The organism is Sphingobium scionense, from assembly GCF_014197035.1.
GTDB lineage: Bacteria > Pseudomonadota > Alphaproteobacteria > Sphingomonadales > Sphingomonadaceae > Sphingobium > Sphingobium scionense.
The window spans coordinates 87,493-113,953 of sequence record NZ_JACIEU010000008.1; the positions used below are offsets into that span (position 1 = coordinate 87,493).

General features: G+C 67.1%; 23 protein-coding genes. 13 read left to right on the forward strand and 10 right to left on the reverse strand.

Translation table 11 applies throughout. The features are described from left to right. Together GGQ90_RS10995 and GGQ90_RS11000 are read left to right on the forward strand one after the other, a co-directional pair. A complete protein-coding gene (locus GGQ90_RS10995; RefSeq protein WP_188082202.1) occupies window positions 1–1,092 on the forward strand; it encodes a sugar-transfer associated ATP-grasp domain-containing protein in 1,092 nt (363 codons plus the stop codon). Next, the gene (locus GGQ90_RS11000; RefSeq protein WP_188082203.1) at window positions 1,089–2,186 is read left to right on the forward strand and encodes a glycosyltransferase; all 1,098 of its coding nucleotides are present in this window, start codon (window positions 1,089–1,091) and stop codon (window positions 2,184–2,186) included. The genes GGQ90_RS10995 and GGQ90_RS11000 overlap by 4 nt, the downstream gene beginning before the upstream one ends. On the opposite strand, the gene GGQ90_RS11005 is transcribed toward GGQ90_RS11000, so the two are convergent. Next, a complete protein-coding gene (locus tag GGQ90_RS11005) occupies window positions 2,183–3,232 on the reverse strand; it encodes an AraC family transcriptional regulator (RefSeq protein ID WP_188082204.1) in 1,050 nt (349 codons plus the stop codon). The genes GGQ90_RS11000 and GGQ90_RS11005 overlap by 4 nt on opposite strands. Window positions 3,233–3,357: 125 nt before the next feature. Between GGQ90_RS11005 and GGQ90_RS11010 the strand changes: the two genes are divergently transcribed. The 6 genes from GGQ90_RS11010 (at window position 3,358) to GGQ90_RS11035 (ending at window position 10,573) form a co-directional block, all read left to right on the forward strand. Continuing rightward, the gene (locus tag GGQ90_RS11010; RefSeq protein ID WP_188082205.1) at window positions 3,358–4,335 is read left to right on the forward strand and encodes an enoyl-CoA hydratase/isomerase family protein; all 978 of its coding nucleotides are present in this window, start codon (window positions 3,358–3,360) and stop codon (window positions 4,333–4,335) included. 14 nt (window positions 4,336–4,349) lie between these two features. Then, window positions 4,350–5,336, forward strand: coding sequence for a helix-turn-helix transcriptional regulator (locus GGQ90_RS11015; RefSeq protein WP_188082206.1), 987 nt, complete (start codon window positions 4,350–4,352; stop codon window positions 5,334–5,336). 13 nt (window positions 5,337–5,349) lie between these two features. Next, window positions 5,350–6,675: an aromatic ring-hydroxylating oxygenase subunit alpha gene (locus GGQ90_RS11020; protein WP_188082207.1), complete on the forward strand. Its 1,326-nt coding sequence runs from the start codon at window positions 5,350–5,352 to the stop codon at window positions 6,673–6,675. 9 nt (window positions 6,676–6,684) lie between these two features. Continuing rightward, a complete protein-coding gene (locus GGQ90_RS11025; protein ID WP_188082208.1) occupies window positions 6,685–7,878 on the forward strand; it encodes an FAS1-like dehydratase domain-containing protein in 1,194 nt (397 codons plus the stop codon). Then, the gene (locus tag GGQ90_RS11030; protein WP_188082209.1) at window positions 7,875–9,521 is read left to right on the forward strand and encodes a class I adenylate-forming enzyme family protein; all 1,647 of its coding nucleotides are present in this window, start codon (window positions 7,875–7,877) and stop codon (window positions 9,519–9,521) included. The genes GGQ90_RS11025 and GGQ90_RS11030 overlap by 4 nt, the downstream gene beginning before the upstream one ends. A gap of 83 nt (window positions 9,522–9,604) precedes the next feature. Next, window positions 9,605–10,573 carry a nucleoside hydrolase gene (locus GGQ90_RS11035; RefSeq protein WP_188082210.1) on the forward strand — a complete coding sequence of 323 codons (969 nt, stop codon included), beginning with the start codon at window positions 9,605–9,607 and terminating at the stop codon, window positions 10,571–10,573. On the opposite strand, the gene GGQ90_RS11040 is transcribed toward GGQ90_RS11035, so the two are convergent. Further along, window positions 10,570–10,884: a Rieske (2Fe-2S) protein gene (locus GGQ90_RS11040; protein WP_246428212.1), complete on the reverse strand. Its 315-nt coding sequence runs from the start codon at window positions 10,882–10,884 to the stop codon at window positions 10,570–10,572. The two genes, GGQ90_RS11035 and GGQ90_RS11040, sit on opposite strands and share 4 nt — an antisense overlap. 151 nt (window positions 10,885–11,035) lie before the next feature. Between GGQ90_RS11040 and GGQ90_RS11045 the strand changes: the two genes are divergently transcribed. Genes GGQ90_RS11045 through GGQ90_RS11055 form a run of 3 tightly spaced genes read left to right on the forward strand, consistent with a single transcriptional unit; the run spans window position 11,036 to window position 13,979 of the window. Next, on the forward strand, window positions 11,036–11,500 hold the full coding sequence (locus GGQ90_RS11045; protein WP_188082212.1) for a hypothetical protein: 465 nt from the start codon (window positions 11,036–11,038) through the stop codon (window positions 11,498–11,500). Then, window positions 11,500–13,218: an FAD-dependent oxidoreductase gene (locus tag GGQ90_RS11050; RefSeq protein ID WP_188082213.1), complete on the forward strand. Its 1,719-nt coding sequence runs from the start codon at window positions 11,500–11,502 to the stop codon at window positions 13,216–13,218. Before GGQ90_RS11045 ends, GGQ90_RS11050 begins: the two co-directional genes overlap by 1 nt. Next, window positions 13,215–13,979 carry an SDR family NAD(P)-dependent oxidoreductase gene (locus tag GGQ90_RS11055; RefSeq protein WP_188082214.1) on the forward strand — a complete coding sequence of 255 codons (765 nt, stop codon included), beginning with the start codon at window positions 13,215–13,217 and terminating at the stop codon, window positions 13,977–13,979. The genes GGQ90_RS11050 and GGQ90_RS11055 overlap by 4 nt, the downstream gene beginning before the upstream one ends. Here the strand turns inward: GGQ90_RS11055 and GGQ90_RS11060 are convergent. The 8 genes from GGQ90_RS11060 to GGQ90_RS11095 all read right to left on the reverse strand — a co-directional run bounded on the left by GGQ90_RS11060 (window position 13,957) and on the right by GGQ90_RS11095 (window position 24,687). Further along, on the reverse strand, window positions 13,957–14,823 hold the full coding sequence (locus tag GGQ90_RS11060; RefSeq protein ID WP_188082215.1) for a Rossmann-like and DUF2520 domain-containing protein: 867 nt from the start codon (window positions 14,821–14,823) through the stop codon (window positions 13,957–13,959). The two genes, GGQ90_RS11055 and GGQ90_RS11060, sit on opposite strands and share 23 nt — an antisense overlap. 32 nt (window positions 14,824–14,855) lie before the next feature. Beyond that, window positions 14,856–15,716 carry a class I SAM-dependent methyltransferase gene (locus GGQ90_RS11065; RefSeq protein ID WP_188082216.1) on the reverse strand — a complete coding sequence of 287 codons (861 nt, stop codon included), beginning with the start codon at window positions 15,714–15,716 and terminating at the stop codon, window positions 14,856–14,858. Between the two features lie 68 nt (window positions 15,717–15,784). Then, window positions 15,785–16,984, reverse strand: coding sequence for a CaiB/BaiF CoA transferase family protein (locus tag GGQ90_RS11070; protein WP_188082217.1), 1,200 nt, complete (start codon window positions 16,982–16,984; stop codon window positions 15,785–15,787). Then, window positions 16,981–18,093: a CaiB/BaiF CoA transferase family protein gene (locus tag GGQ90_RS11075; RefSeq protein ID WP_188082218.1), complete on the reverse strand. Its 1,113-nt coding sequence runs from the start codon at window positions 18,091–18,093 to the stop codon at window positions 16,981–16,983. Before GGQ90_RS11075 ends, GGQ90_RS11070 begins: the two co-directional genes overlap by 4 nt. Beyond that, window positions 18,090–20,177, reverse strand: a complete 2,088-nt coding sequence (locus tag GGQ90_RS11080; RefSeq protein WP_188082219.1) for a hydantoinase/oxoprolinase family protein — start codon at window positions 20,175–20,177, stop codon at window positions 18,090–18,092. The genes GGQ90_RS11075 and GGQ90_RS11080 overlap by 4 nt, the downstream gene beginning before the upstream one ends. Beyond that, complete coding sequence (locus GGQ90_RS11085) at window positions 20,174–21,979, reverse strand: hydantoinase B/oxoprolinase family protein (protein WP_188082220.1); 1,806 nt, start codon at window positions 21,977–21,979, stop codon at window positions 20,174–20,176. The genes GGQ90_RS11080 and GGQ90_RS11085 overlap by 4 nt, the downstream gene beginning before the upstream one ends. Window positions 21,980–21,988: 9 nt before the next feature. Next, window positions 21,989–23,398 carry an aromatic ring-hydroxylating oxygenase subunit alpha gene (locus tag GGQ90_RS11090; protein WP_188082221.1) on the reverse strand — a complete coding sequence of 470 codons (1,410 nt, stop codon included), beginning with the start codon at window positions 23,396–23,398 and terminating at the stop codon, window positions 21,989–21,991. After that, the gene (locus GGQ90_RS11095; RefSeq protein ID WP_188082222.1) at window positions 23,395–24,687 is read right to left on the reverse strand and encodes an amidohydrolase family protein; all 1,293 of its coding nucleotides are present in this window, start codon (window positions 24,685–24,687) and stop codon (window positions 23,395–23,397) included. Before GGQ90_RS11095 ends, GGQ90_RS11090 begins: the two co-directional genes overlap by 4 nt. 173 nt (window positions 24,688–24,860) lie before the next feature. Here GGQ90_RS11095 and GGQ90_RS11100 point away from each other — a divergent pair, with 173 nt between their 5' ends. Continuing rightward, window positions 24,861–25,184 carry a 2Fe-2S iron-sulfur cluster-binding protein gene (locus GGQ90_RS11100; protein ID WP_246428213.1) on the forward strand — a complete coding sequence of 108 codons (324 nt, stop codon included), beginning with the start codon at window positions 24,861–24,863 and terminating at the stop codon, window positions 25,182–25,184. Then, window positions 25,181–26,461, forward strand: a complete 1,281-nt coding sequence (locus GGQ90_RS11105; RefSeq protein WP_188082224.1) for a cytochrome P450 — start codon at window positions 25,181–25,183, stop codon at window positions 26,459–26,461. Before GGQ90_RS11100 ends, GGQ90_RS11105 begins: the two co-directional genes overlap by 4 nt.

Below are 26,461 nucleotides of genomic sequence, written 5' to 3' on the forward strand. Positions count from 1 at the left end.
TTGTTCACGCTGCGCGCGTTACCCCCGGCTGACGGCAATGTCCTGCTGGCGGCCTATCATGACGGATTGCGTCACCACTGGTCGGCCGGTCGCCGGACCATCGCGCGGCTGATCGCGGCGAGCGGGCGCAGTGGCTGGGCCGCATCGGAACGGCGCCTGCTGTGCGATGCGGTGCGGGCGCAGGGCCTCAGCATGCGCGACCGCAAGGGATTGCATCGGCTGCTCAATCCCGGCGCCTTCCCGACCGAGGCCAATCCGCTCAAGAACAAGCAGCTTTTCGCCCGCCATGCCGCTGCGGCTGGATTGCCGGTGCCCGATAGTTTCGCGCTGGAGGCCATCGATATCGCCAGCTGGCTTCATCGCCAGAGCATCATCATCGCCAAGCCCAGCTATTGCTCCAAGGGGCAGGGCGTGGTGCGCTTCGAGAGGAAGGGCGGACGCTGGGAAGGCGCGGAAGGTCCGATCGCCGACGACGCGCTGCGTGCGCGCCTGCTGGCGCTCTGGGCGGTCGGCGGAGTGATTCAGCGCTGCCTGGCCACCCATGATGCGCTGGCGGATATGTCGCCGGGCGCGCTGCCGACCTTGCGCGTCGTCACCTGCCTGGACGAGGTCGGCACGCCCGAGGCCTGCGCGCTGGCGCTGCGCCTGTCTGCCGGCGGCGGACGCCCTGTGGATAATTTCAATGCGGGCAATCTGGTGCTGTCGGTCGATGCCGATGGGCATTGCGGCCCGGTATGGCGGGCGGGACCGGACGGCGCGCCAATCCGCTGTGACCGGCACCCGCTGACCGGCGCGATCATCAGCGGCCGTCTGGTGCCCGATCTCGATGCCGCCGTGGCGCTGGCGCTGCGCGCGCATCTCGCCTTTCGATCGGGCTTTACCGTGATCGGCTGGGATGTTGGCCTGACGCCGGAAGGCCCGGTGCTGGTGGAGGGCAACTGGAACCCCGGCACCGACATCATGCAACTGGTGAGCGGCCGAGGACTGGCGGATAGCCGGCTCGGCGCGCTCTATTGCCATCATCTGCGCCACCTGCCGCCGCAGCGCTGGCAGGCGGCCGGCGCGATCGAGCGCGACCCGCGCCGGGCGTGATCATCCTCTATGTCCATGCGCTGGCCGCGACCGGCGTGGTGCGCAATGTCCGTATCCTGGCCGCCGAACTGGCGGCGCGCGGGCTGGATGTCGAACTGGTGACGGCGCTGCCGGGCGGGGAGGGCGTGACCGGCGTGCCGCATCATACGCTGCTGGCCAAGCCGAATCCGTCGCGCCCGCGCGAGAAGCGGCAGGCGATCGCGGCACTGCGGCGACATTTGCGATCGCGGGAGCGCGCGACGCTGATCTCGGCGGGCAATCATGGCCATGGCACCGCCTGGGCGGCGAGCCAGGGGCTGCGGCACGTTCGGCGCATCTATCGCATCAGCAACGATATCATGCGCAATGCGGCGGGCGCGCCGTCGGGCGGGCTCGGGCGCCTCAGCCGCACCGCGATGGCGCGGCTGCTGGCGCGCGACGCCGATCATCTGGTGCTGGTGTCGCCGACCTTGGCGGATACGCCCGCCTTTGCCGGCGCGGCGCGGGCGGGCAAGGTGGCGGTGATCCCCAATGGCATCGACGCCGATGCCGCCCGCTTCCTGGCCGACGGGCCGGTGCCGCACCGCTGGATGGGGCGCATGCCGCCAGTGATCCTGGCGATCGGCCGGCTGGCGCCGCAGAAGAATTTCGCCACCCTGCTTGCCGCCTTCGCGATCCTGCGGCGGCAAAGGCCGGCGCGGCTCATCATCCTGGGCGAAAGCCGCGACCGCGCCTGCGACAGCCTGCGGGCGCAGGCGCGGGGGCTGGGCATAGCCGACGATCTCGACCTGCCCGGCACGGTCGACAATGTCTTTCCCTGGCTGGCCCATGCCGATGCCTTCGTCCTGCCCAGCTGGTGGGAGGGGTCGCCCAACGTGTTGCTGGAGGCGATGGCCGTGGACGTGCCGATCGTCGCGTCGCGCAGCGCCGGCAACGCCGTCGACCTGCTGGATCATGGGCGCTGCGGTCTGCTGGTCGACCCGGCCGATGCGGCGGCGATGGCCGACGCGCTGGCACGGCAGCTGGATATCGCCACCGCGATCCGCCCCGGCGACCGGATCGACCATTTCGGTCTGGAGGCGCTGTCCGATGCCTGGGTGCGGCTGCTGCGCTAGGCGTTGCGGAACTGTCGGGGCGTCTGGCCGGTCCAGCGCTTGAACGCACGGCCGAAGCTGGTCTGTTCGGCATAGCCCAGCCGCTCCGCCACCTCTTCGATCGGCATCGGCGTCTGGCGCAGATAGATGCGGGAGAGCTGTTCGCGCTGTTCCTCGACCAGATCGCTGAAATGCAGACCATGGGCGGCAAGCCGGCTTTGCAGCGTCCGCACCGACAGGCCCATCCGGTCGGCGCAGCGTTCGATCGCACATGTCCCCGCCGGCAGCGCGCCGCGCACATAGGATCGCGCCCGTTCCGCCATGTCGGCATGGTTGAACAGGCGCAGCCGGCCCAGATAGCCGCCGACCAGCCGATAGGTCAGCCGATTGGCCGTTGCGATCGGCAGGTCGAGCAAGGCTGCCGAAAAGCCGATCGCGCTGCCCGGCGCGCGCGGGCGGACGGCCGTGCCCAGCAAGGCCTCTATCTCGATCAGTTCGCGCGGGCTGGGATCGGCGGAAAATTGCACCCAGGCGGCACGGAAGCGCTGTCCGCTGACGGTCCGCAACAGCAGCAGGATCAGCATCATCGCCTGATAATTGGCCTGGTCGTTGAAGCCGAGATCGGCGCCGACCACCCAGCGCAGTTCGGCCATGCCGCCATCTTCCACCAGTTCCAGCTGCGCCTCGGGCGAATGGGCGACCGGCAGGTAGCGGATCAGGCTGGCGATCGCGGCGCGCAGGTCCGGCGCGGCCCGGCAGACAGCGGTGACGCTGCCGAAAATGTCGGCGTCCTGGGTGGCGGCAAGGTGCAGGCCGAACAGCGGATCGTCGAACAACAGGCTGCAATATTCGAACATCGCCGCCACCTGCTGGCAGGCGATATGGCTGTCCGGATCGGCCAGCACCATCGGGTCGAGGCCATGCTGGGCGAGAATGCGGCGCGGCGCCCCACCGCGCGCGCGGACATAGTCGGAAAAGCCGCGCAGATTGGCCGCGCGCATCTGGCCGGCGGCCGGCACCGCCTCCAGCGGGCCTTCCAGCCCGAAGAAAAAATCCTGCTCCTCCATCGCGCGCCTGTCTGCCTCGTCGTCGCTTTGCTGCGTATCATATCGATAAAGCTGCGCCTAATGCCAATACGCCATCGCCGCCCCATGCCAGCCTGCCGGGCATAAGAGAGATGGGAGAGAGCGGCATGGCCAGGGCAAGCGCGGCAGCGCTGAAGCGCGAGGCGGCGCAGTTCGTGCATTATGAGAAGGACCGGGCGCGCAAGATCGCGACCATCACCTTCGACCGGCCCGGCAAGGCCAACACGACGACGATCGGCATGCGCCTGCTGTTCGGCGAGATCGTCCACAAGGCGAATATCGACGATCATGTGAAGGTGCTGGTGATCCGCGGCGCCGGGCAGGATCTGGGATCGGGCGGCGACATCAACGAGCATGGCGACATGTATCTGCATCCCGGCGCGGAGGATGATTTCCTGCCCGACCTGGAAATTGACGATCCCGACGTGCGCTATCCGCCACCCGGTTCCTACCGCTTCCTCCACGGTCTGACCGACCATTATGCCAAGGGCTATGCCGGCAACCGGCCGCTGCAGGAATTCAAGAAGATCAGCATCGTCGAGGCCAAGGGCTATTGCTATGGCTGGCATTTCTACCAGTGCGCCGACGCCGATCTGATCGTATCGGCCGACGACGCGCTGTTTGGCCACCCTTCCTTCCGCTATGCCGGCTGGGGTCCGCGCATGTGGCAATGGCTGGAAATGGTCGGCATCCGCCGCTTTTCCGAAATGCTGTTCACCGGCCGGCCCTTCACCGCCGACGAGATGATGGCCTGCAACTTCGTCAACAGCGTCGTGCCGCGCGACGCGCTGGAGGCGGAGACGGACAAATATGCCGATGCCTGCTGTCGCACCCGGCCGCTCGACGTGGTGGTCGCGCAGAAGACCTTCATCGAGGCCTATAAGCAATATAGCGGCGAATATATGGGCAGCCTGCTCACCGGCTGGCTGGAAGCCATGTTGCCGCTGATGAAGAGCGACCGGCCGACCGACATCGATCTGGGCGCCGGCGGCTTCGACCAGGGCATCGCCCATACCGTCAAGAATAACGACCTCAACTATCCCCCGGAATGGCGGCTGAGCCGCGCCGGCCGGGCGCAGCGTTGAAAGGAGCGGATGCGATGATCGAGACGCTCTTCGCCCTCGACCGGGGCAATTATCGCGAATGCCAGCACCTGTTTCGCGGCGCGCGCGAGCAGGAATATTATCGCGGCGATTACTGGATGGAGGAAGGCTCCATCATCGACGTGGAAGCGCGGCGCAAGCCCGCCGGCCCCAGCGCGGCGATCCTGCTGCGATCGGCCACCCGCCTCTTCTTCCGTCGCACCCGCCAGCATATCCGCGAGGATGGCACCGACCTTACCGTCCTGTGGTTCGTCAAGCGCGGCCGGCTGGTCTTTTCCAACCAGCTCGGCAGCCGCGCCGCCCAATATGGCGATTTCCTGATGACGCGCTCGACCGCGCCCTTCCTGATCGAATGCCAGCCCGATGCGCAGGGCGTGCATGAGGTTCTGCATGTGACGGTGCCGACCCATGTGCTGCGCGGTTTCGTCGATTGCGATGCCGGGGCGGGCATATTGCTGCCGATGCAGCGGGCGGAACTGGGGATCGCCGATGGCATCCTGGCCGGCCTGTTCCAGCGCGACGCCGATGTGGCGGAGGAAACCACCCGGACGCTGGTGGAGGCGGCGCTGGCGGTGATCGGCCAGGGGCTGCGCCATGATGTGCGCGCGGTGCCGCCGCGCCCCTCCGTCGCGGAAAAGCGCTTTGCCGATGTGCGCCGCTTCGTCGAGGTCCATCTGTCCGATCCGGGGCTGTCCGCCGCGATGACGGCCAAGGGTTGCGGCATTTCGCCGCGCTATCTCACCACCCTGCTCAAGCAGAATGGCACCAGCTTTTCCGACCTGATCTGGCAGCGCCGGCTGGAACAGGCGCGGGCCTGGATGGCGCGATCGGACGCGGCCAGCATCTCGATCAGCGAGATCGCCTATGCCGTCGGCTTCAAGAGCCCGGCCCATTTCAGCCGCATGTTCAAGCGCGTCTATGCCCGCAACCCCAGCGACTATCGCGCGGAGGCTGCGCCGCCGCCGCCGGTCGCGCTGCATTGAGCGGGAGGGCCACATGACCATGCAGGGCAACATCACCCAACCACCGGTGCTGATCGGCAACACCGCCTATGTCTCGCAATCCTATGCCGATGCCGAGGCCGCGAAACTATGGCCCAGGGTCTGGCAGGTCGCCTGTCGGGAAGAGGAAATCCCGGAGGTCGGCGACTATGTCACCTATGACATTGTCGACGATTCGATCATCGTCGTGCGCGCCGCGCCGGACCGGATCGCCGCCTATTTCAACGTCTGCCGCCATCGCGGCCGGCAACTGACCGAAGGGTGCGGCAATGCGAAGCGGCTGGTCTGCCCCTTCCATGCCTGGAGCTGGGATCTGGACGGCAATAATGTCGGCGTGGTCCGCAAGGATGCCTGGGGCGACGGCCTGAAGGCCGATGCGCTGCGCCTGCGCGACGTGCGCGTCGACAGCTGGGGCGGCTGGGTGTTCGTCTGCATGGACCCGGACGCGCCGCCGCTGCGCGCCTATCTGGAGCCGGCGGCATCGATGCTCGACCCGTTCGAGCTGGAGAAGATGCGCTATCGTTGGCGCCAGTGGCTGCATTTCCCCTGCAACTGGAAGGTCGCGATCGAGGCGTTCAACGAGGGCTATCATGTTGCCGGCACCCATCCGCAACTGACCAAATATTCGCCCAAGCCGACCTGGAGCGACGGGCGCGGCATCCATGGCGTGTTCGGATCGCAGGCGCGCGAGGGGACGGGTGGTGCGACCGCCGGGGCGGCGGGCGCGGCGGACATGCGCCAGGGGCTGGCGGATTCGCTCAACCAGCTCTGGGAGGAAGTGAACGGCACCACCACCGAGACGATGGTGCGGGTGGCCAATCTGCTGGTCGAGGAACTGCCCGACGGCACACCGCCGGCCGAGGTGCAGATGCACCTGATGCGCCGCACGGTGGAGGAGGATGCCAGACGCGGGGTGAACTGGCCCCGCATCGACCCCGCCCATTTCGCGGCGGCGGGCAATGTCTGGCACATCTTCCCCAACACGGTCGTCATCCACGGACCGACCTTCGCGCTCTGCTATCGCGCCCGGCCCGATGGCCATGATCCCAATCGCTGCATCTTCGAGGTCTACACGCTCGAACGTTTTCCCGAAGGCACCGAGCCACGACCCGCCAATCTTCACAAGCCCGACATGGACGAGGCAAGCTGGCGCAAGGTGCTGTGCCAGGATTTCTCCAACATGGGCGCGGTGCAGCGGGGCCTGCGTTCGCGCGGCTGCGACGGGCTGCGACCCAGTCCGGTCGAGGAGCGGGCGATCATCAATTTCCACCGCGTGCTGGCCGACTATCTCGGCACCGGCGCGCCGCAACCGATCGAATAGGGACATTCAATGGCCGACATGGATGTGCAGGATAGCATGCTGACGCTGGATACCAGCGATGTCGACCAGTGGGTCGGCAAGCCGGTCATCTTTGCCGAGATGTGGGACGCCTGCAACGCGACCGACATTCGCCGCTGGGTGCAGACTATGGACTATCCCAATCCGATCCACTGGGACGAAAATTTCGCGCGCGCCTCCCGCTTCGGCGGCATCGTCGCGCCGCAAAGCTTCACCGTGGCGATGGACTATGGCCATGGCTGCCACCCGGCCTGCGTCGGCAAGGTGCCGGGCACCCACCTGATCTTCGCCGGCGAGGAATGGTGGTTCTATGGCACCCCCGTGCGCCCCGGCGACAAGCTGGTGCAGAGCCGCCGCTTCGACGGTTATTCGATTGCCGACACCAGCTTTGCCGGCCCGACCATGTTCGCGCGCGGCGACACGATCCATCGCAACCAGCATGGCGCACTGGTCGCCAAGGAACAGGCGACGGCGATCCGCTATCTGGTCGACGAAGCGAACAAGCGCGGCGTTTATGCCAAGGAGAAGCGCAGTCCGCGTCGCTGGAGCAAGGCCGAACTGGCGGACATCCAGAGGGCGCGCCACGACTGGATCCTGTCCAACCGAGACGGCCATTCGCCCGCCTATGCAGATGTGAAGGTGGGCGACCGGCTGCCGCGCCGGGTGATCGGCCCGCATTCGGTGGTCAGCTTCGCCAATGAATGCCGCGCCCATCGCCAGAATATCTGGGGGACTTGGGCGTGGAACGTGCCCGATGGCGTGCATGATCCGGCCAAGGAGGATGCGGGCTTCGGCGCCGACATGAGTTACGACCATGAGGCGCGCAAGATCGACCCGCGCATGGGCGATGGCCTGTATCACGGCCCGTCTTCGGGCCATATCAATGCCGAGAAGGCGGAAAATGTCGGCATGGGCGGCGCCTATGGCTATGGCGCGTCGATGAATGCCTGGCACCTCGACACGGTCGCCTATTGGGCCGGCCATGGCGGCTATGTCTGGCACAGCAAGACCCAGTTCCGCTCGCCCGCCTTCGAGGGCGACGTGACCTGGGTCGATGGCGAGGTGGTGGAGAAAATTGATCGGTCCCCCTTCGGCATGCCGGTGGTCAAGGTCCGCACGGTGATGACCACCCAGGATGGCGAAGAGATATTGAAGGGCACGGCGCAGGTGGAGTTGCCCTATTGAGCGCGCCGCTTTCGCTGGTCCATGGCCCCCCGCTGGCGCATGAGCCGGGGCAGGGCGCGCAGACCATCCCGGCCTATCTGGATGCGGTGCGGACGCGGCATGGCGCGCGCGATGCGGTCGTGATGCGCACGGCGGATCGGCGCATCTGCTGGAGCTATGACGAACTCCATGCCCGATCCGTGGCGGTGGCGAGGGCGCTGATCACGGCCGGCCTCGGCAAGGATGGCCGGGTCGGCGTGCTGATGGCGAACCGGCCCGAATATCTCGCCAGCGTCTTCGGCATCGCGATGGCGGGCGGCGTGACCGTGGCGCTCAGCACCTTTTCCACGCCCGAGGAACTGGAGCATCTGGTCCAGGACTCGGCGATCGGCATCCTCCTCTTCGACACGCGGGTGATGAAGAAGGATTTCGCCGCCATGCTGGCCGGCATCGACAAGGGGCCGTTTCTCCATCGGCTGGTCCAGCTCGACAGCGTGACCGACGCCGATCCGGCAGCGCCAGGCTATGAAGGCTGGGATGCTTTCATAGCCAGCGGCGTGGCGGTGCCCGATGCGCAGGTGGCGCAGCGCGCCGCCACCGTCACCCCGTCCGATCATGGCGGCATCTTCTTCTCGTCCGGCACCACCAGCCTGCCCAAGGGCATCGTCCATGCCCAGCGCGCCTTCACCATCCAGTGGTGGCGCTGGCCGCGCGTCTTTGCGATGCGCGAGCCGGTGGTGAGCTGGACCGGCAATGGCCTGTTCTGGTCGGGCAATATAAGCCTGGTGATCGGCACCGCGCTGTCGACCGGCGGGACGGCGGTGCTGCAACCGGTGTTCGACGCCGCCGCTGCGCTGGATGTGATCGAGCAGGAGCGCGTCACCTTCCTCACCGGCCGGCCGCACCAATGGGCGCGGGTGCAGGCGGCGGACAATTGGGCCAGCGCTGACCTTTCCAGCCTCAAATATGTGACCAAGGGCGAGCTGATCGGCGACCATCCGACGGTCGATACCGACTGGACCACGCCCATGGCCTTCGGCACGACCGAGACGATGACGATCTGCACGGCGTTTGATGCGGATACGTCCGACGCCGATTATGGCGGCAGCGCCGGCGCGCCGCTGCCGGGCAATAGCCTGAAGATCGTCGATCCGCTGACCCGTGCGATCCTGCCGGTGGGGCAGGCGGGGGAGATGTGCATCAAGGGGCCGACGCTGATGACCGCCTATCTGGGCAAGGCGCCGGAGGAGTGTTTCGACGCGGAGGGCTATTACCGCACCGGCGACGGCGGACGGGTGGACGGACAGGGACGCTTCTTCTGGGAAGGGCGCATGACCGACATGATCAAGACCGGTGGCGCCAATGTCGCGCCCGAGGAAGTGGACGCGGCGATCGCCACCTTCCCCGGCGTCAAGCGCAGCCAGACGGTCGGCGTGCCCGACGAGTTGCTGGGCGAGATGGTGGTCGCCTGCATCGTCCCGGTCGATGGCGCGCGGGTGACGGAAAGCGACCTGATCGCCCATCTCAAGGCGCGCATGGCGAGCTTCAAGGTGCCGCGCCGGGTGCTGCTGCTGGACGAGGCGGATTTTGCCCTGACCGGCAATGAGAAGGCCAAGGCCGCCGACATTCGTGCGGTCGCGGTGGCGCGGCTCAGCCATCCATAGCTCGGGCCTATGGGCACCCCGAAAATCGCTATTTGACCCTTTGGCCGCCCCATGCCAGCCCTCGGCCCAGATAGGGGAGAGGCATGCGGACTGTGATCAATCGGCGCGGGTTCATCGCAGCGGGTGTCAGCCTGATGATCGGCAGCGCCGCCCGATCCGCCCTGCCGGTGATCCGGCAGGCGCCCAAGGCGCGCATCATCATCGACAATGATTTCGCCGGCGATCCCGACGGCCTGATCGCGCTTGCGCATCAATTGGCGACGAAGGCGGCGCGGCCGGTGCTGGTCACGACATCGGCGCTCGACGCGAAGCTGGCGGCGCTGGGCGGACAGCCGGCCGGCGCAACTGCCGCCGCGGGCAAACAGGCGGCGATCGACCTGATGCAGATCATGGGGGTGACGAACCTCTGCCCGGTGATCGCGGGCAGCGAGCAGTTCGGCGTCGCCGGGGCACAGGCGTCGGCGGCGGCACGGGCGATCGTGGCGGAGGCGATGCGGGACGATCCGCTGCCGCTCTTCTTCACCTGCGGCGGGCCGCTCACCAATCTCGCCCAGGCGCTGCAGCTGGAGCCGGCGATCGCCGATCGCATGACCCTGGTCTGGATCGGCGGCGCCGATTATCCGCAGGGCGGCAGCGAATATAATCTGTCCACCGATCTGGAAGCCCCGCGCGCCGTGATCGAACGGAGCCACATGCCGATCTGGCAGATAGCCGCCGGCGCCTATCGCCAGCTACAGATGTCGGTGGCGGAAATGACGGCGACCTTGCGGCCGATGTCGGCGACGACCGCATGGCTCTATGGCCGCTATGCCGATCTGCCGCCCTTCGTCCAGCTGGGCGGCGCCATCACTCTGGGGGACAGTCCGATGGTGTTGCTGACGTCCGTGTCTTCCGAAAGCAGCGCCTCGTCGATCATCGCCGGCCGGCGGCTGCTGGATGATTCCCGCTATGGCGCGGAAATTCCCGGCCGGTTGATCCGACTCTTCACCCAGCTCGATGCACGGCTGGCGCTGGCGGATTTCCTGGCCCTGATGCAGCCGCAGACGGACTAGCGGGCGATCTCGATCCGGCCGTCCACGACCCGCACCTCATAGACCTTGATCGGCGCCTTGGCCGGCGGGTTCATGGCGCGGCCGGTTTCCAGGTCGAAGCGCGCGCCATGGACCGGGCAGGCGATCCAGCCGGCGCGCACCCGGCCGCAGGCGAGCGGCTCGTCGGCATGGGAGCAGCGATTGGCGACCGCGAACAGTCGGCCATTGCTGTGGCACAGGAGAATGCTCTCGCCATCGACAGCGACGGCTTTGGCAGTGCCCGGCGGCACATCGTCGACATGGGCGACGGCGGTGAAGGTCAGCATGGTCATGGCCCCATTCATCATGGGCCGGCGGGCGCGGCAATTGCCCGCAATCCGATGCGCGTGCCGGTGCAAGCGGCGCTGCCGCTCGGGTCATTCCGCTTCGCTGTCCCGCCTTCGATAGTGGCCGGCAGCAGAACAGAGTGGGAGAGGGCGATCCGTGCGCCGGGACTATTATCAGCATGCCTATGTGACCACCGACTGGCGCCGGGCGATGGACGAGATCGGCGCGCTGCACGGCATCGGCCATTATATGGAAATGCCCGACGCGCTGTTCGACACCGGGCAGGACCGGCAGGCGGTCGCCCATTTCGCGCTGGCGACCAGGGATGAACTGCAGTTCGAGATCATCCAGCCCCTGTCGGGCGACATTGCCGTCTATCAATGGGGCCTGCTGGCACAGGGCTTTGGCCTTCATTATCATCATCAGGGCCGGCATTTCGGCGATCGCGCCGCCTTTGACGCGGCAGTCGTGGCGGCCAAAGCCCGCTGGGCGATGCCGATCGCCTGGGACACGATGGGCGGCACCTATGCCTATTTCGATGCCCGTGCAGATCTGGGCCATTATCTCGAATATTTCTGTTTCCCGCCCGGATCGCATCTCGACGCGGTGCCGAGCTTCTGATGATGGAAAGCTTCGATATCCTCGTCGTCGGATCGGGCGCGGCCGGCGCGATGGCGGCCCTGCGCGGTGCCGATCTGGGCCTGTCCGTCCTGATCGTGGAGAAGGCGCATCAATTTGGCGGCACGTCAGCGACCTCGGGCGGGGTGATGTGGGTGCCGGGCCATGGGCTGGACGGCGACCGGGGTGACAGCGCGGCCGAGGCATTGCGCTATCTGCGCAGCGTCATCGGCGTGCCGGTCGATGCGGAACGGCTGGCCGCCTATGTCGATCGTGCGCCGGAGATGCTGCGCTTCCTGAAGGACAGCGGCGTGCCAGTGATGGCCGCGGCCTGGCCCGATTATTTTCCCGAAGCGCCGGGCGCGCGGGCGGATCGCTCGATCATCTGCCCCACCTTCGACGGGCGGCAATTGGGTGATGAACGCTATCCGCTGATGCGGGCGCAATATGGCCGGTTCACGCTGTTCCGCCGCTATGCGATGGACCTTGGCCAGACCTTTGCCCTGATGATGCAGCAGCGCGGCTGGCGCTGGACGGCGGCGAAGATGATCGCCCGCTACTGGCTCGACATTGGCACGCGGCGGCTGTCGGCGCGGGATCGGCGCTTCACCCAGGGGGCGGGGCTGATGGGCGCGCTCTACCAGCAATTGTTCGCGCGCGGTGTCGACCTGCGGCTGGAAACCGCGCTGGAGGGGCTGACGCTCGGCGCCGACGGCCGCGTGTCGGGCATCACCGTCCGCCGCTTCGGACAGGTGCAGCAGATTGGCGCGCGCCATGGCGTAGTGCTGGCGGCCGGCGGCTTTGAATGGAATCAGGCGCTGCGCGATCGTTTTTACCCGGTTCCCGGACTCGCCCGCCACAGTTCGACCCCGGAGGAAGGCAATCGCGGCGACGCACTGATCGCGGCGGAAGCGATCGGCGCATCGCTCGCCCATACCGATCAGGGCTGGTGGATACCGACCATGACCCTGCCGGCGCCCGGCGCCGCCAATTTCCACGAAATCCATCAGGCCGCTTTCGATGTCGGCCGGCCGTGGAGCGTGTGCGTCAACCGGCTGGGGCTGCGCTTCGTCAATGAAGCGACCGGCTATGACCGGTTCGGCCAGGCGATGGTGGCGGATCAGCTAAAGACCGGCGCCAACATGCCCTGCTGGCTGATCTTCGATGCCAAGTTCCGGGCAAAGTTCAGCGCCGGCGGGCTGATGCCCACGGTCCATACGCCCGACCATCGCATTCCCGGCCATTGGTGGGACCATTATGTCTTCCGTGCCGGATCGATCGAGGAACTGGCGCGCAAGATCGGCATCGCGCCGCAGGCGCTCAGCGAAACCGTACAGGTGATGAACGGCTATGCACAGACCGGTGTCGACCCCGAATTTGGCCGGGGCGGCAATATCTATGATCGCTTCTTCGGCGATCCGGGCGTCACGCCCAATCCCAATCTGGGGCCGATCGATACCGCGCCCTTCTATGCGGTGCCGATCAACAATGGCGATCTGGGCACCAAGGGCGGGCTGCGCTGCGATGCGCAGGCGCGAGTGCTGGACGGCGGCGGCCGGCCGATCCCGCATCTCTATGCCGCCGGCAATTGCGCCGCGAGTCCCTTTGGCGACTGCTATCCCGGCGCCGGCGCGACGATCGGCCCGGCGCTGACCTTCGGCTTTGTCGCGGCGGGGGACATTGCAGCGCGAGCGAACGAGCAGCAGAGGATGACGGCATGACGGAACAGAAGGTCGCGATCGTCACCGGCGCGGCGGGCGGCATTGGCGCGGCGATCGTGCGCGCCCTGTGCGCCGATGGCGTGGCCGTGCTGGGCACCGGCCGCAGCGCGGACAAGCTGGCGGCGCTCGCGGCCGCGCTGCCGCAGGACGCCGCCTTTGCCTTTGTCGCGGCGGACATCGGCGATGACAATGCGCCGGACAGGATCGTGGCGGAAGCAACGGCCCGGTTCGGGCGAGTCGATCATCTGGTCAACAATGCCGGCGCGGGGGTCTGGGCGCCGGTGCATGACACCAGCGACGCCATGCTGGACGAGGTGATCGGCCTGTCGCTGCGCGCACCGTTCCGCCTGTGCCGGGCCGTGTTGCCGCATATGGGCGTGGGGTCGGCGATCGTCACCATCGGGTCCACCTTCGGCATCATGGGTGGGATGGATGGCGGCATTTATTGCGCGGTGAAGGCAGGGCTGACCGGCCTGACCCAGACGATGGCGGCACAATATGGCGAACAGGGCATCCGCTCCAACATCGTCGCGCCGACCGTGGTGCGCACGCCGATGACCGATGCCGCCTGGGACTATCCCGCCTTCCAGCGGATCAACCAGGGGCTGACCCCTTTCTATCGCGATTGCGCGCCGGAGGATGTCGCCCATGTCGTCGCCTTCCTCTGTTCCGACAAAGGCGAATATATCAATGGCCAGGTGATCGCGGTGGATGGCGGCTGGTCGACTACCCGGATGATCAACAGCCGCTTTGCCGGCTGAGATCGTCGCGCAGCGCGCCCTCATCCCGGTCCAGCGCATCGAGCGTCGCCAGCGCCATCGCGCGATAGGCCGGCAGCAGGTCGGGCGCGTGCGTGGTCAGCGCCGTCAGATGATTGCCGATCGTCTCCCGATCGCCGCGCAGCAGCGGGCCGGACAGGGCGTTCATCCCGCGATCCAGGCTGTTGTCGAGCGCGGCCCGGACCAGCGGCGCCAGCAGCGCGCCGGGTTCGGTGACGCCGGCTGAGATCAACGCGTCGGAGGCGCCGGCGATCAGCGTCACCAGATGATTGGCCGCATGGCAGAGGGCTGCATGATAGAGGGCACGATGTTCTTCCGCGACTTCGACCGCCACACCGCCCAGCAGCGCGACTAGCCTGCGCGCTTCCGCGATCGCCGGCGCGTCGGCCCCGGTAATGGCGAAGCGGGCGCCCTGCATTCGCGCGACTTCAGCCATCGGATCGCCGGTGAAGGTCATGGCGGGATGGACGGCGGCAGTGATCGCGCCCTGCATCCGCAATGGATCGAGCAGCGCCGCGCCGCTGCGCCCGCTGACATGGCAGATGGTCGCGGACAGGGGCGTGCTGGCCAGGTCGGCAATCACCGCAGGCAGGGCGTCGTCGGCCACCGCCAGCAGGATCAGGTCGCAATTGGATGACAGCGAAGATGACAGGGTAACGGCCTGCGCACGGCCGATCGCGGTAACCGCTGCGGCGGCATGGTCCGGGTTGCGGCCATGCACCAGGATCGGCGCGGCGCTGGGCGGCGCCAGCGCCAGACCCAGCGCGCGCGCGACCCGGCCGGTGCCGATGAGGCCGATCTGGCGATAGGCGGGATGTTCGGTCATGGCGCGCCTATATCCCGGCCGGTGGGGCTACTCTAGCCCGGATTGGTGGCGGTCACGATCCAGGCGGCGCCGTCGATCAGGATCGCCGTCTCGCCCGGTCGCGCGGCGAAGGCCTGGCGCACCGCCTGCGCGGCGCGATCCCGCACATCGGCAGGCTGATCGGCCAGCGCGCGGGAGAGCGGGCCGACCTCGAACGCCATGGCGAGCGCATCGTCCAGCGCCGCCTCGCGATCGGCGCCCTGGCCGAAGGGGATGACGCCATCGATCGGGGTAAGGTCGATTTCGGCAAAGCCGGCGTCGGACAGGATACGCGTCACCCGTGTGGCATCGCCGAAGGAGAAGGGGCCGGGCGCTTCGGGATCGGGCGGCGCCAGCGGCGGCACGATGTCGCGGATCGCGCCCATCGGCAGGCGCACCCAGTCATTGTCCGCCGCCGCGCGCCAGCAGACGAAGGCGATCCGTCCGCCCGGCCGCAGCCAGCGCCGCATATGGGCAAAGCTGGCCACGGGATCATCGAAGAACATCACGCCAAAGCGCGAGAAGAGCAGGTTGAAGCCGTGGGTGGTCAATGTCGCGCTGCCGGCATCGGCCAGCGCGTAGCGGACCGGCAGGTCGGTGGGCTGCTGCGATTGGGCAAGCCCGATCAGCGGCCCGGAAATGTCGAGGCCGAGCACTTCACCGGTCGCGCCGACCTGGCGGGCAAGGGCGATGCTGCTGGTGCCCGCGCCACATCCCACATCCAGCACGCGCTCGCCCGGCCGGACCGCCGCCGCCGCGATCGCCGCATCGCCAAAGGGCGCGAGCATGGCGTCGAGCCGCTGCCGGTGCGTGACCCAGCGTTCGCCGCTCGATCCGTTCCAGTCCGATACCTGATAGACATTGGGCTGCGCCATCTTCTTTCCTTTTTGCGAATCATTCGCAAAAATCTAATGACTGCGGATCAACTTGCAAGGGCGGGCAATTACCAAATGACGCGACGGGCGATCAGGTCGTCAATTTCGCTGTCACTCAATCCCAATATCGCGCCATAGACCAGATGGTTATGCTCGCCGAGCAGGGGCGCGCCACGGGTGATGCTGGCCTCGTCCGGTGTCATGCGCCAGCCCGGTCCGATGATCGGCCGGACTTCGCCCTTCGCGTCGCTCACCATGCGATAGGCGCCCAGCGCCCAGAGCGCCTCGCTGCCGATCAGGTCGAGCGAGGATTGGCTGCGAAAGGCCGGCACGCCCGCCAGAAGCAGCGCCTGCGCCATCGCCTCGGCATTCCATTCGGGACTGCGTTGGGCGATCGTCGCATCGAGCGCGTCCCGGTTGGCCAGCCGGTCGGACGCATGGGCGAAGCGGGGATCGGCGGCCAGCGCCTGCGCGTCGATCGTGGTGCAGAAGGCGCGCCATTCCCGGTCATCGGCGATGGCGAGACTGAGCCATTGCCCCTCCGCGCACGGGTAGCAGCCATGGGGCGCCATGTCGGCATGGGCATTGCCCGTCGCCTGCGGCATCTCGCCGGTCAGGCCATAGGCGAACAGGCTGTCACCGACCATCATCGACAGCGTCTCGACCGCCGACAGGTCGATAAACTGGCCCTCGCCGCTCGTTTCGCGATGATGGAGCGCGGCGACGATCGCCAGTGCGGCGGCGGCGCCGACGGTCGAATCGCCATAGCGGATACTCATCCCCGCCGGCGTCTCGTCGGCATGGCCGACCAGTGCATTCAGCCCGCCCAGCGCCGCGAAACAGGGGGCATAGCCGGTCTGGTAGCCGAGCGGCCCGTCACTGCCATACATTTTGATCGAGAGCTGGATGATGTCGGGGCGGATCGCGCGGACATCCTCATAGCCAAGTCCCGATCGCTCCATCGCGCCGGGCCGCAGATTGTCGATCAGCACATCGGACGCGGCGATCATCGCGCGCAGATGGGCCATGCCCTCGTCCGACTTCATGTCGAGCTGGACGCTCAGCACCTCCTGATTGATGCTGCGGAAATAGGGTGCGCTGTCGATATCGACCCCGCCATAGGCGCGCATCTCGTCCAGATTGGCGCGGCTTTCGACCTTGATGACCTCCGCGCCGAGGAAGGCGAGCAGCTTGCCGGCATAGGGACCGGCCCAGACCTTGGCGATCTCCAGCACCCGGATGCCGGCGAGCGGCCCGCCCCGGCTCATGCCAGCATCGCCTGGTCAGCGCCGGGTGTCGGGGCCGGGCTGTGCAGCTGCACCGGCGAGGCGCTCATGCGATAGGGCACGGTGGGATGCAGCGCGCCGCCCAGCGACTGGAAGAAGCCGCGATGCCGATATTGGACATGGTCGATCAGGTCGGCGGCGCTGTTGACCTGCACCAGCGGCACGCCCGCCTGCTGTGCCGCCTGTGCCACTGCATCCTTGGCCTGAGTTGCGATCCAGGCGCGGAAATGACGGCGGAAATCGGCGACCCGGTCGGGCGTGCAATGATATTCCAGCCAATCCTCCGGGAAGGCAGCGGCCCAGTCGGGATCGCTCATCAGCGCGCACAGGCCACGCCAATGCGCGCGCGTCGTCATCAGCAGATAGACATGGCCATCGGCGCAGGCGAAGGCGGCCCCGGGGCCGCCCATGTCATAGCGGGTGCGCTCCGGCCCCGGCTCCGCATCCCCGGCAAGCATCCGCCCCAGCACGCAGTCGGCGCGCGACAGCTGGACCGCGACCTCGCTGATGTCGATCGCCTGTCCTGCGCCGGTGCGCCGTTTGCGCAGCAGCGACGCGGCGGTGCAGAGCGCGGCCTCCAGCCCCGCCTCATAATCGCTCATGAAGCGGCCAGCCCCCATCAGCGGCGGCCGGTCGGGCGCGCTCTCGCTGGGCGTGTGCCAGGCCCAGCCACCGGCATTCATCACGTTGATCGGCCGGGCGACCTGCCAATGGGCCGGGGCATCCTGGCCAAAGGGGGTGATGGCGCAATGGACGATGTCGGGCTGGCTGCCGAGCGCCAGTCCGTGCTGCGTCGCCCAGTCCGGCCCATGATCGTCGATCAGCGCATCGGCGCGCGCCAGCAGCCGGTCGAGCAGGGCGCGGTCGCCAGGCGCCGCAAGATCGAGCTGCACCGATTTCTTGTTGCTGTTGAGATAGCGGAACAGCGTGCTGGCACCCTCATGGAACGGCCCGATGGCGCGGGTCGGGGCGCCGCCGGGTGCTTCGACCTTGATGACCTCCGCGCCGAAATCGGCGAGCAGACGGGCGGCAAATTCGCCCGTCACCCGCTCAGCCGTCTCCACGATCACCAGCCCGGCCAGCGCCGTCATGACTGGCGCACCAGCAGATAGTCGCCGACATCATCGACCCGCGCCTGCCAGCCGGGATAGACGGCGATGGTGGTGAAGATTTCCTCGATGATTGCCGGGCCGGTGATGCGCGCGCCGGGGATCAGGTCCGGCCCCTTGTGGATCGCGACATCGGCAAAGCCATCGCCCAGATTGGCGCGGCGATAACCATGCGGTGCGGGCTCCACGACCGGTGCGGTAAAGCCGCCGCCAGCGGGCGGCATCGGTGTTTCGACCTGAGCGGTCAGGCGCACGCCGGTGATTTCCGGCACTTCGCCGTCGCGGACATGGCCATATTCGGCCAGGTGTCGGGCATTGAAGGCGGCGATGGCGCGGGCCGACAGCGTGTCGTCGACAAAGCCCAGATCATCCAGTCCCCGGCCTTCATGCAGGTCGAAGGTCAGCGCCCAATTCTGCCCGGCATAGCGCATCGCCACCCGCCAGCGGGCCTGCGCCGCATCGGCGGCAAAGCCGGCTTCGGCGAAATGCGCGGCGGCATTGGCGGCCAGATCGACCCACAGGCCGCGCAGCCGGTCGAGGTCCAGCGCATCGGCGCGCGCGCTGCACGATCGTTCCTCGTCGATCGCGGGATGGGCGACCAGCGTGCCGAGCGCCGAGAAAGTGGGCGAGGCACGGGGCACCAGCACCTGGCCGATCCCCAGTTCCTGCGCCTGGATCGCGGCGAAGGCCGGGCCGTTGCCGCCATAGGCGAGCATTACCATGTCGGCCGGGTCCATGCCCTTGGCCGCCGTCGTGCGCCGCACCGCCTGGGTCATATTGGCGTTGACCAGCCGCCAGCAATCGAACGCCGCCTGCTGCGCATCATAGCCCAGCTCCGCGCCCAATGCCGCGAACGCCTCCGCCACGCCCTCGTCGCGCAGGCGGAAGCTGCCGCCGGCAAAGCCTTCGCCGGTCGAGAGGATGCCCAGCATCAGCAGTGCGTCGGTGACCGTTGGCCGCAGCCCGCCCCGGCCATAGCAGATCGGACCCGGCGCCGCGCCGGCGGAGGCGGGGCCGACCTTCAGTTCGCCCTTGTCGACATGGCAGATCGATCCGCCGCCCGCGCCCAGCGTTTCCACCTGCACCATCGGCACGCCGACCAGATAGCGGTGATGCATGTTCCATCCCGCCTCGGCCGGGGCGGCGCCATCCCGCACCACCGACATGTCGTAACTGGTGCCGCCCATGTCGACGCACAGCAGGTTGCGATAGCCCTTGGCGCCGCCGGTCCGGGCCGATGCGATGACGCCGCCGGCGGGACCGGAGGCGAGCAGGCGGATCGGCGCGGCTTCGATATAGGCGCGGGTCATGACACCGCCGGATGCCTGCATCACCATCAGTTGCCGGGCATAGCCGGCCTCGGCGAGGCGGCTGACCAGCCGTTCGAGATAGGCGTTCACGCGCGGCGCGACATAGGCGTTCACCACCGTCGTGCTGATCCGGTCATATTCCGGCGCGCGCGACAGGATGCGGTGGCCGAGCGAGACGGGAATGCCGGGCATTTCCTCCGCCACGATCTGCGCAACCCGATCCTCATGATCGCCATTCACATGGGCGAAGATCAGGCCGACCGCGACGGATTCGACGCCCTGTTTGCGCAGCCTGGTGCAGGCCTCACGCACCGCCGCCTCGTCCAGCGCCTCATGCACGCTGCCATCGGCCAGCACCCGTTCGGGCACGGTCAGGCGGCGGCGGCGCGGCACGATCGGGATCGGCGGTTCCAGCCGCACGTCCCAGATGCTTTCCTTGTAGCCGCGCCGATATTCCATTTCGTCGCGGAAACCCTGGGTGGTGATAAGGCCGGTGACGGCGCCGTCCATCTCGATCAATATATTGTCCGCGACCGTGGTGCCGTGGACGATCGCCTCGCAGCGGGCGAGGAAGGCGCCGAGCGACAGTCCCTCCTTGCCGGCCAGCGTCTCCAGCCCCTCCATCACGCCGATCGAGCGATCCTGCGGGGTGCTGAGATTCTTGTGCAGGATGACCTGCCCATCCTTCAGCCCATCCTTCAAAAGGGCGAAATCGGTGAAGGTGCCGCCAATGTCGATGCCGACGCGATAGCTCATGCCGCGATCCGCTCCCCGCGCAGTGCTGCCGTGGCGGCAGGATCCACCGCCAGGCTGTAATCTTCCAGACTGCCGGTCAGCACCACGCCATAAAGGTCGCGGGCGGCGGCGATGCTCACCAGTTCGTCCAGCACATCCTCGCACACCGCCTGCGGATCGCGGCGCAGCGCCGGGCCGAAACCGGCGCCGCCGCCATGCTGATAGGCAATGACCGCGCCGGCCGGCAGTTGCGCCCGCGCCGTCAGTTCGACCCGATATTCATCGGGCGTCCCGACCTGAAAATGATTGAGATAGGGGGTGCCGTCGGCGCCCCCCGCCAGGCCGCTGATCGGATGATCATGGCTGACCATCCAGGCCATCGCCATCGCCGGTTCCAATATCCGTTTCACATTGCGGCTGCCGGGCATGCCGCGCCATTGGCCTGCGCCGCCGCTGTCGGTGACCAGCTCGCGGCTGATGTTGATGACCGGGAAGCGCGCCTCGCCATCCTCCGCCTGCGACAGCAGCAGATTGCCGAGCGAGACCGGGCAACTGCCCCAGCCGTCAATGCCCTGCACGGCGGATACATCCATCGACCGGCAATCGACGCCCTGGTCCATCCACATCTGGCCGGTCGCGTCGAAGCCGATCACCGCATTGGGCATGCCGATCTTGTACACCTGCGGCGCGGACCGGTCCGGCGCGACCTGCGACAAGGCGACGCACACCGCTTCGGTAATTTCGCAGGCGGGGTGGAAGGAACCGAGCGCCGCCGGGCGATTGGGGGCGGGGTGGGCGATGCAGCCTTCGGGCAGGATGATCTCGACCGCGTTGAACAGCCCTTCATTCTTGACGATGTCGGGGTCGATGCTGGCGGCGATCTGGGTCATGATATAGCCGCGCGAATTGGCAAAGGTGTTCCACACCCCGACCAGATCCTGCCGATCGTCGGTGCCGCTGAGGTCGACGGTCAGCTGGTCGCCGGCCACGGTGCAGCCGACCTGGACGCGGATATCCTTGGTCCCCATCGTGTCATGATCGATATGGACGGTCGCGTCATAGCGGCCGTCGCGCCAGGCGGAGACAGTGGCGCGCATCTGCCGTTCCGACTGGTCGATCGCATGATTGACCGCCGCCCGCACCATGTCCGCCCCCCATTTGTCGAGGATCGCGCGGATCGAGACGGTCGCCTTTTCGACCGCGCCGATCATCGCGGCGAGATCGCCGGCGAAGCTGGGGAAACGATTGTTGCGTTCGAGCAGATGGATGGCGTCGCGCCGCTTCTCGCCGCGATGGACCAGCTTCAGGCAGGGGATGGCGAGGCCTTCGGTGAAAATGTCGGTGGCGTCGAGGGTGAAGCCGCCCGGATCCTTGCCGCCGGTATCGCCCTGATGTGCCTGAAGCGCCTGCACCAGCACCAGTTCGCCCGCCGCGTCATAGACCGGGGCGTAGACATTATAGTCGGGCAGGTGGCCGCCGCCATAATCGGGGTCGTTGCCGACGAAGACGTCTCCCGGCCCCCAGTCATAATCCTGCTGCTGCATCAGGCCGTAGCGCACCGTGAGCTGCGACACGAAGGTCAGATGCGGCGTGCCGATCGACCCCATGGCCAGCCGCCCATGGGCATCGACGATCGCCGCGTTGCGCTCGTTCGACTGGTTGATGATCGGCGAGGAGGCGGCACGGCCGAGATGGGTCGTCGCTTCATGGCAGACGGTTTCCAGCGCGCCGCGAATGATGCTGGCGGTGACCGGATCGATCGCCGTTGCGGTCGGCAGGGGCGGGCGCCTGGCGGCCAGCCGGGCGTTGAGGGCAAAGGACATGGGCCTGCCTCAGCGTCCGGGCCGTAGCGGCGGCATGGCGACATAGCGATCGACCGCCTGCTCGAAATGGCGGATGCGGATTTCCTGATAATTGCCCAGCGTCAGGCCGCGCTTGGCGCTCGCCTCTATCCCTTCCTGTTGCAGGAACAGATTGTCGGTATCCTGATCGAGAATCCTGCCAAAGCCCGCATCCATGCCCGGCGCCTCGCAGAAGCTCTGATCGTCGGTCAGCAGGATCGGCTCGGCCGGTTCCGGCCGCGCGCCATCGCTGGGCACCGGCCGCAGGAAGAACACCTCATAGATGCAGCGGCGATGATCCCTGGGGTCCGGGCGGAAGCGATAGACCATCGGCAGCGACACGCCGGGGAAGAGATAGGTGTTGGGGAAGAGCGTGTAGGAGAAGCAGTCGAGCATCTCGCTGTCGGATGTGGCGCTCAGGTCGCTGCCGGTAGCCGCGCCGAACATGGTGCGGAACAGGTCGGCCATCGCCTGCCGCGCGGTGCCGTCGCCCACCTGCGGGCGGTCCTCGCTCAGCACGGACGCGTCGCCAACGGTGAACTGGTCGAGAATATCCTGCTCGGAAAAGCGCCCTTCCAGATGCGGCGAGGCGACACCCAGGCAGGAGATGAAGCGGTTCACATGGTCGCCATAGACATCATATTGGCTGTTCGCGTCGGCGTTGGACGGGGCGACCTGCGGATGGGTCTCGATCACATGATAGGCCTCCATGAAGGCCTCGATCGTCAGCTTCCAATTGGCCGGAAAGCTCTTCTGGACATGGAGGTGGATATAGCGATCCTCCAGCTTCCAGGCCTTTATGTGGGCCAGCGCCTCGGCGCCCAGATAATCCTCAAGGCTGGGGGCGTCCGGGTCCATGTTGATCCACACGAACCCGCCCAGCGTCTGCACGCGGACCTGCGGCAAGCTGTTGTTCGCCGGGTCGACATGGGGGAAGTCCCAGGGGCAGGTGATGCTCTTGCTGGAGCCATCGATGTGCCAGCTCCAGCCATGAAAGCTGCATTTGAACTCGCTGGCACAGCCGGCCGATCCCGAGGCGCGCAACTTGGTGCCGCGATGCAGGCAGGCATTATAATAGGTGCGAATATCGTCCGCCGCGACGCGGGTGATGATGAAGCTGTGGCGGCCGATCTCATAGACCTGATAGTCGCCGATTTCCGGTATATGCTCCTCGCGGCAGGCGAATTGCCAGGTGCGCGTCCACAGGCTGTCCATCTCGCGCCGGGCAAAATCGGGGTCGATATAGCGGTCGGTGGAAATGTCCTCGCTGCCGAGGAAGGCGTAGGATTCGCTGCGCACCCAGCCGGGCGCGGCGACCCTGTCGCGGGCGATGATGTCCTGCGTGCTGATCGCCGGGCAGCGGGCGTCGCCCGCCGCCATCGGGCCGCTTTCCATGTTCATGCAACTCTCCGTTGGGCGGGCGTGGCAGCGTCGATCAGGCCGGGCGCGATGCGGTGGATCGCGCCATCCTTCATCACCATGGCCAGCCGGTTCTTGTCTTCGAGGATGGTGACGTCGGCCAGCGGATCGCCGTCCACCAGCAGCATGTCGGCCAGTGCGCCGGGCACCAGCGTGCCAAGGTCGCCCCGGTCGCGCATCGCCTGTCCGCCGTTTCGGGTGGCACAGGTCAGCGCGCCGGCAGCGTCATAGCCATAATAATCGATCATCAGCCGGATATCGCGGGCATTGGTGCCCTGCGGGTTCCAGGCCAGGCCATAATCGCCGCCGATCAGATGGCGGATGCCACGCTTGCGCAGTTCGGTGTGAGTCTCGACCGATGCCTCGATCAGTGCGGCTATACCCATCGCGTCGCAGGCGGCCCGGCTGATCCAGGGTTCGCCATGATGGATCATCGCATGAAACAGCCCGATCGATGGCGCGATGAAGATCCGGTCCTTGGCGTCCTCCAGCGTGTCGAGCAGTTCGCTGTCGGCATATTCGACATGGAACAGGCCATCGACCCCGGCGCGGACGCAATATTTGCTGCCCTCTATCGACCGGCTATGGGCGTTCACCTTGCGGCCGAAGGCATGGGCGGTGTCGACCGCCATCTGCACTTCCTCGAACGCCATCGGCGTCACATGGGCCGGGCTGCCGGGATAGAAGGGGTCGCCCGAGACATCGAGCTTGATATTGTCGCAGCCCTCGCGGATCGCGAGCCGCACCGCGCGGCGCATCTCCTCCGGTCCATCGACGACACAGGAAATGCCGATGCGCGGATTGTGCAGCCTGCTCTCGTCGCCCATGCCGCCGGTGACGGTGATCTCGGTCGATCCGGCGCGGATGCGGGGGCCGGGAATATGGCCGGCATCGACCGCATCGCGAACCGCGACGTCCAGTTTCAGCTTGGCCGCCGACGCGCCATAGCAGCTGGTGAACCCCTGATCGATCAGGCGCCCGGCCATGCGCGCGGTGATTAGGGTATGCGCTTCGGGTGAGGGCGCGATCAGATCCTCGGTCGAGGCAGCGTCGCCGAAGGAAATATGGGCATGGCCCTCGGTCAGGCCCGGCATCAGCGTCTTGCCTTTGCCGTCGATGACCTGATCGGCCGGCGCGCGACCGGCGGTGGCATCCGGTCCGACCGCAAGGATGCGATTGCCCTCGACCAGCAGGTCGCCGGCAAAGGCAGGCGCGCCCGTGGCGTCCCAGATGGTGGCGTTGGCGATGAGCGTCGTCGGCACGAATGGCATCCTCTTCTGCTGTGAAGACTAGGCCGCGCCCTTTCCTGACCCAATGACTGCACGCGCACTTGGCGTTTCCTCTCGCCGCCGCCCGGCCTGCCGCGCCAGTCAAGCGGCTGCGCGGCGCCATGCCTTTCCGCCCCGGCCCGCGTTCGCCATCCTGCCCCTTCATAAGGAGAAGGATGGCGATGGTGCGGGTCACCTTTGTGGATGTGCATGGCGTGGAGCAGGCGGTCGCCGGGGAAGGCGACCTGTCGCTGATGGAACTGGCCAAGGCGAACGGGATCGACGGGATCGCCGCCGATTGCGGCGGCGCCTGTTCCTGCGCGACCTGCCTGGTCCATGTCGATCCGGCCTGGGTCGATCGCACCGGGGCACCCGACGATATCGAATATGCGATGCTCGACATGGTGTCCGATGTCGCCGGCGACACCAGCCGCCTTGCCTGTCAGATCCGCCTGACGCCGACGCTTGATGGCCTGCGCGTCGTGGTGGCGCAGCAATGACGCAAGGCACCCTGGCGCCCGAAGCGCGTAGCCTGCTCGACACCGCATCGATGACCGACCCGATCATCTCGGCCCGGCCGCGCGCTTATTATGCGGCGATGCGGCGCCATGACCCGGTCCATTGGGACGAGAAGCTCGGCATGTATCTGGTGTCCCGCTATGAGGATATCGCGACGATCCAGCAGGATCCGATCACCTATTCGGTCAACAAGGGCTATCACAGCCAGCAGGCCAAGGGCTTCCAGCAGGAGTTCCAGCAGATATTGGAGCGCGAGGGCGGCGGCTATTTCCCGGACGCGATCATGTCCGATCCGCCCTATCACACCCGCATCCGCAAGCTGATGGAAAAGGCGTTCAGCGCTCATCGCGTCAAGGCACTGGAACCGCGGATCACCAAGGTCGTGACCGACCTGATCGACAGCGTCGCCGACCGGGGCGAGGCGGACGCGGTGCAGGATTTTGCCGTGCCGCTGACCGTGCGGATCATCTGCGAGCAGCTTGGGCTCGACTGGAACATGAAGGACCGCATCGCGCGCTGGTCGATCGCGGTGACGGCGCAGATCGGCCGAATGCAGGATCGCGAGCAGATGCTGGGCCATGCGCGCGAGATTTGCGACCTGCAACATTATCTGATCGCCAAGATGCGCGAGCGCGAGGCCGATCCGCGCGAGGACATGATTTCCGACCTGGTCCATGCCCGCGATGCCGAGGGTCAGGCGCTGAGCTTTGCCGAGGCGGTGTCGCTGATCCGGGCGCTGCTGATCGCCGGCAATGAGACGACGGCGACGGCGCTCGGCAATCTCTTCTATATCCTCGCGACCCGGCCGGAGATTGCCACCTTGCTGCAAGCGTCGGTGGATGACGACCGGCTGATGAACCGCTTCGTCGAGGAATTGCTGCGGATCGAACCACCGGTGCGTGGCCTTTCCCGCATGACCACGCGTGAGGTGGAACTGGGCGGGCGCACCCTGCCCGCTGGCGCGCATCTGCTGCTCATGTATGCCTCCGCCAATGATCAGGAAGATGTGTTCGCCGATCCCCGCCGCTTCGACCTCGACCGACCCAATATCGGGCGGCATCTGTCGTTCGGCGGCGGCGTTCATCGCTGCATCGGCCTCGCGCTGGCGCGGATGGAGATCAAGGTCGCCGCCCGCGAGATCGTCCGGCGTATCGGCGATATTCAGCTCGCGATTCCGCCCGAGGAGATACGCTATCTGCCGACGGTCGCGACCCAGTCGATCGAGCGGCTGCCGATCCGCTTCACCCGGCGGGGCTGA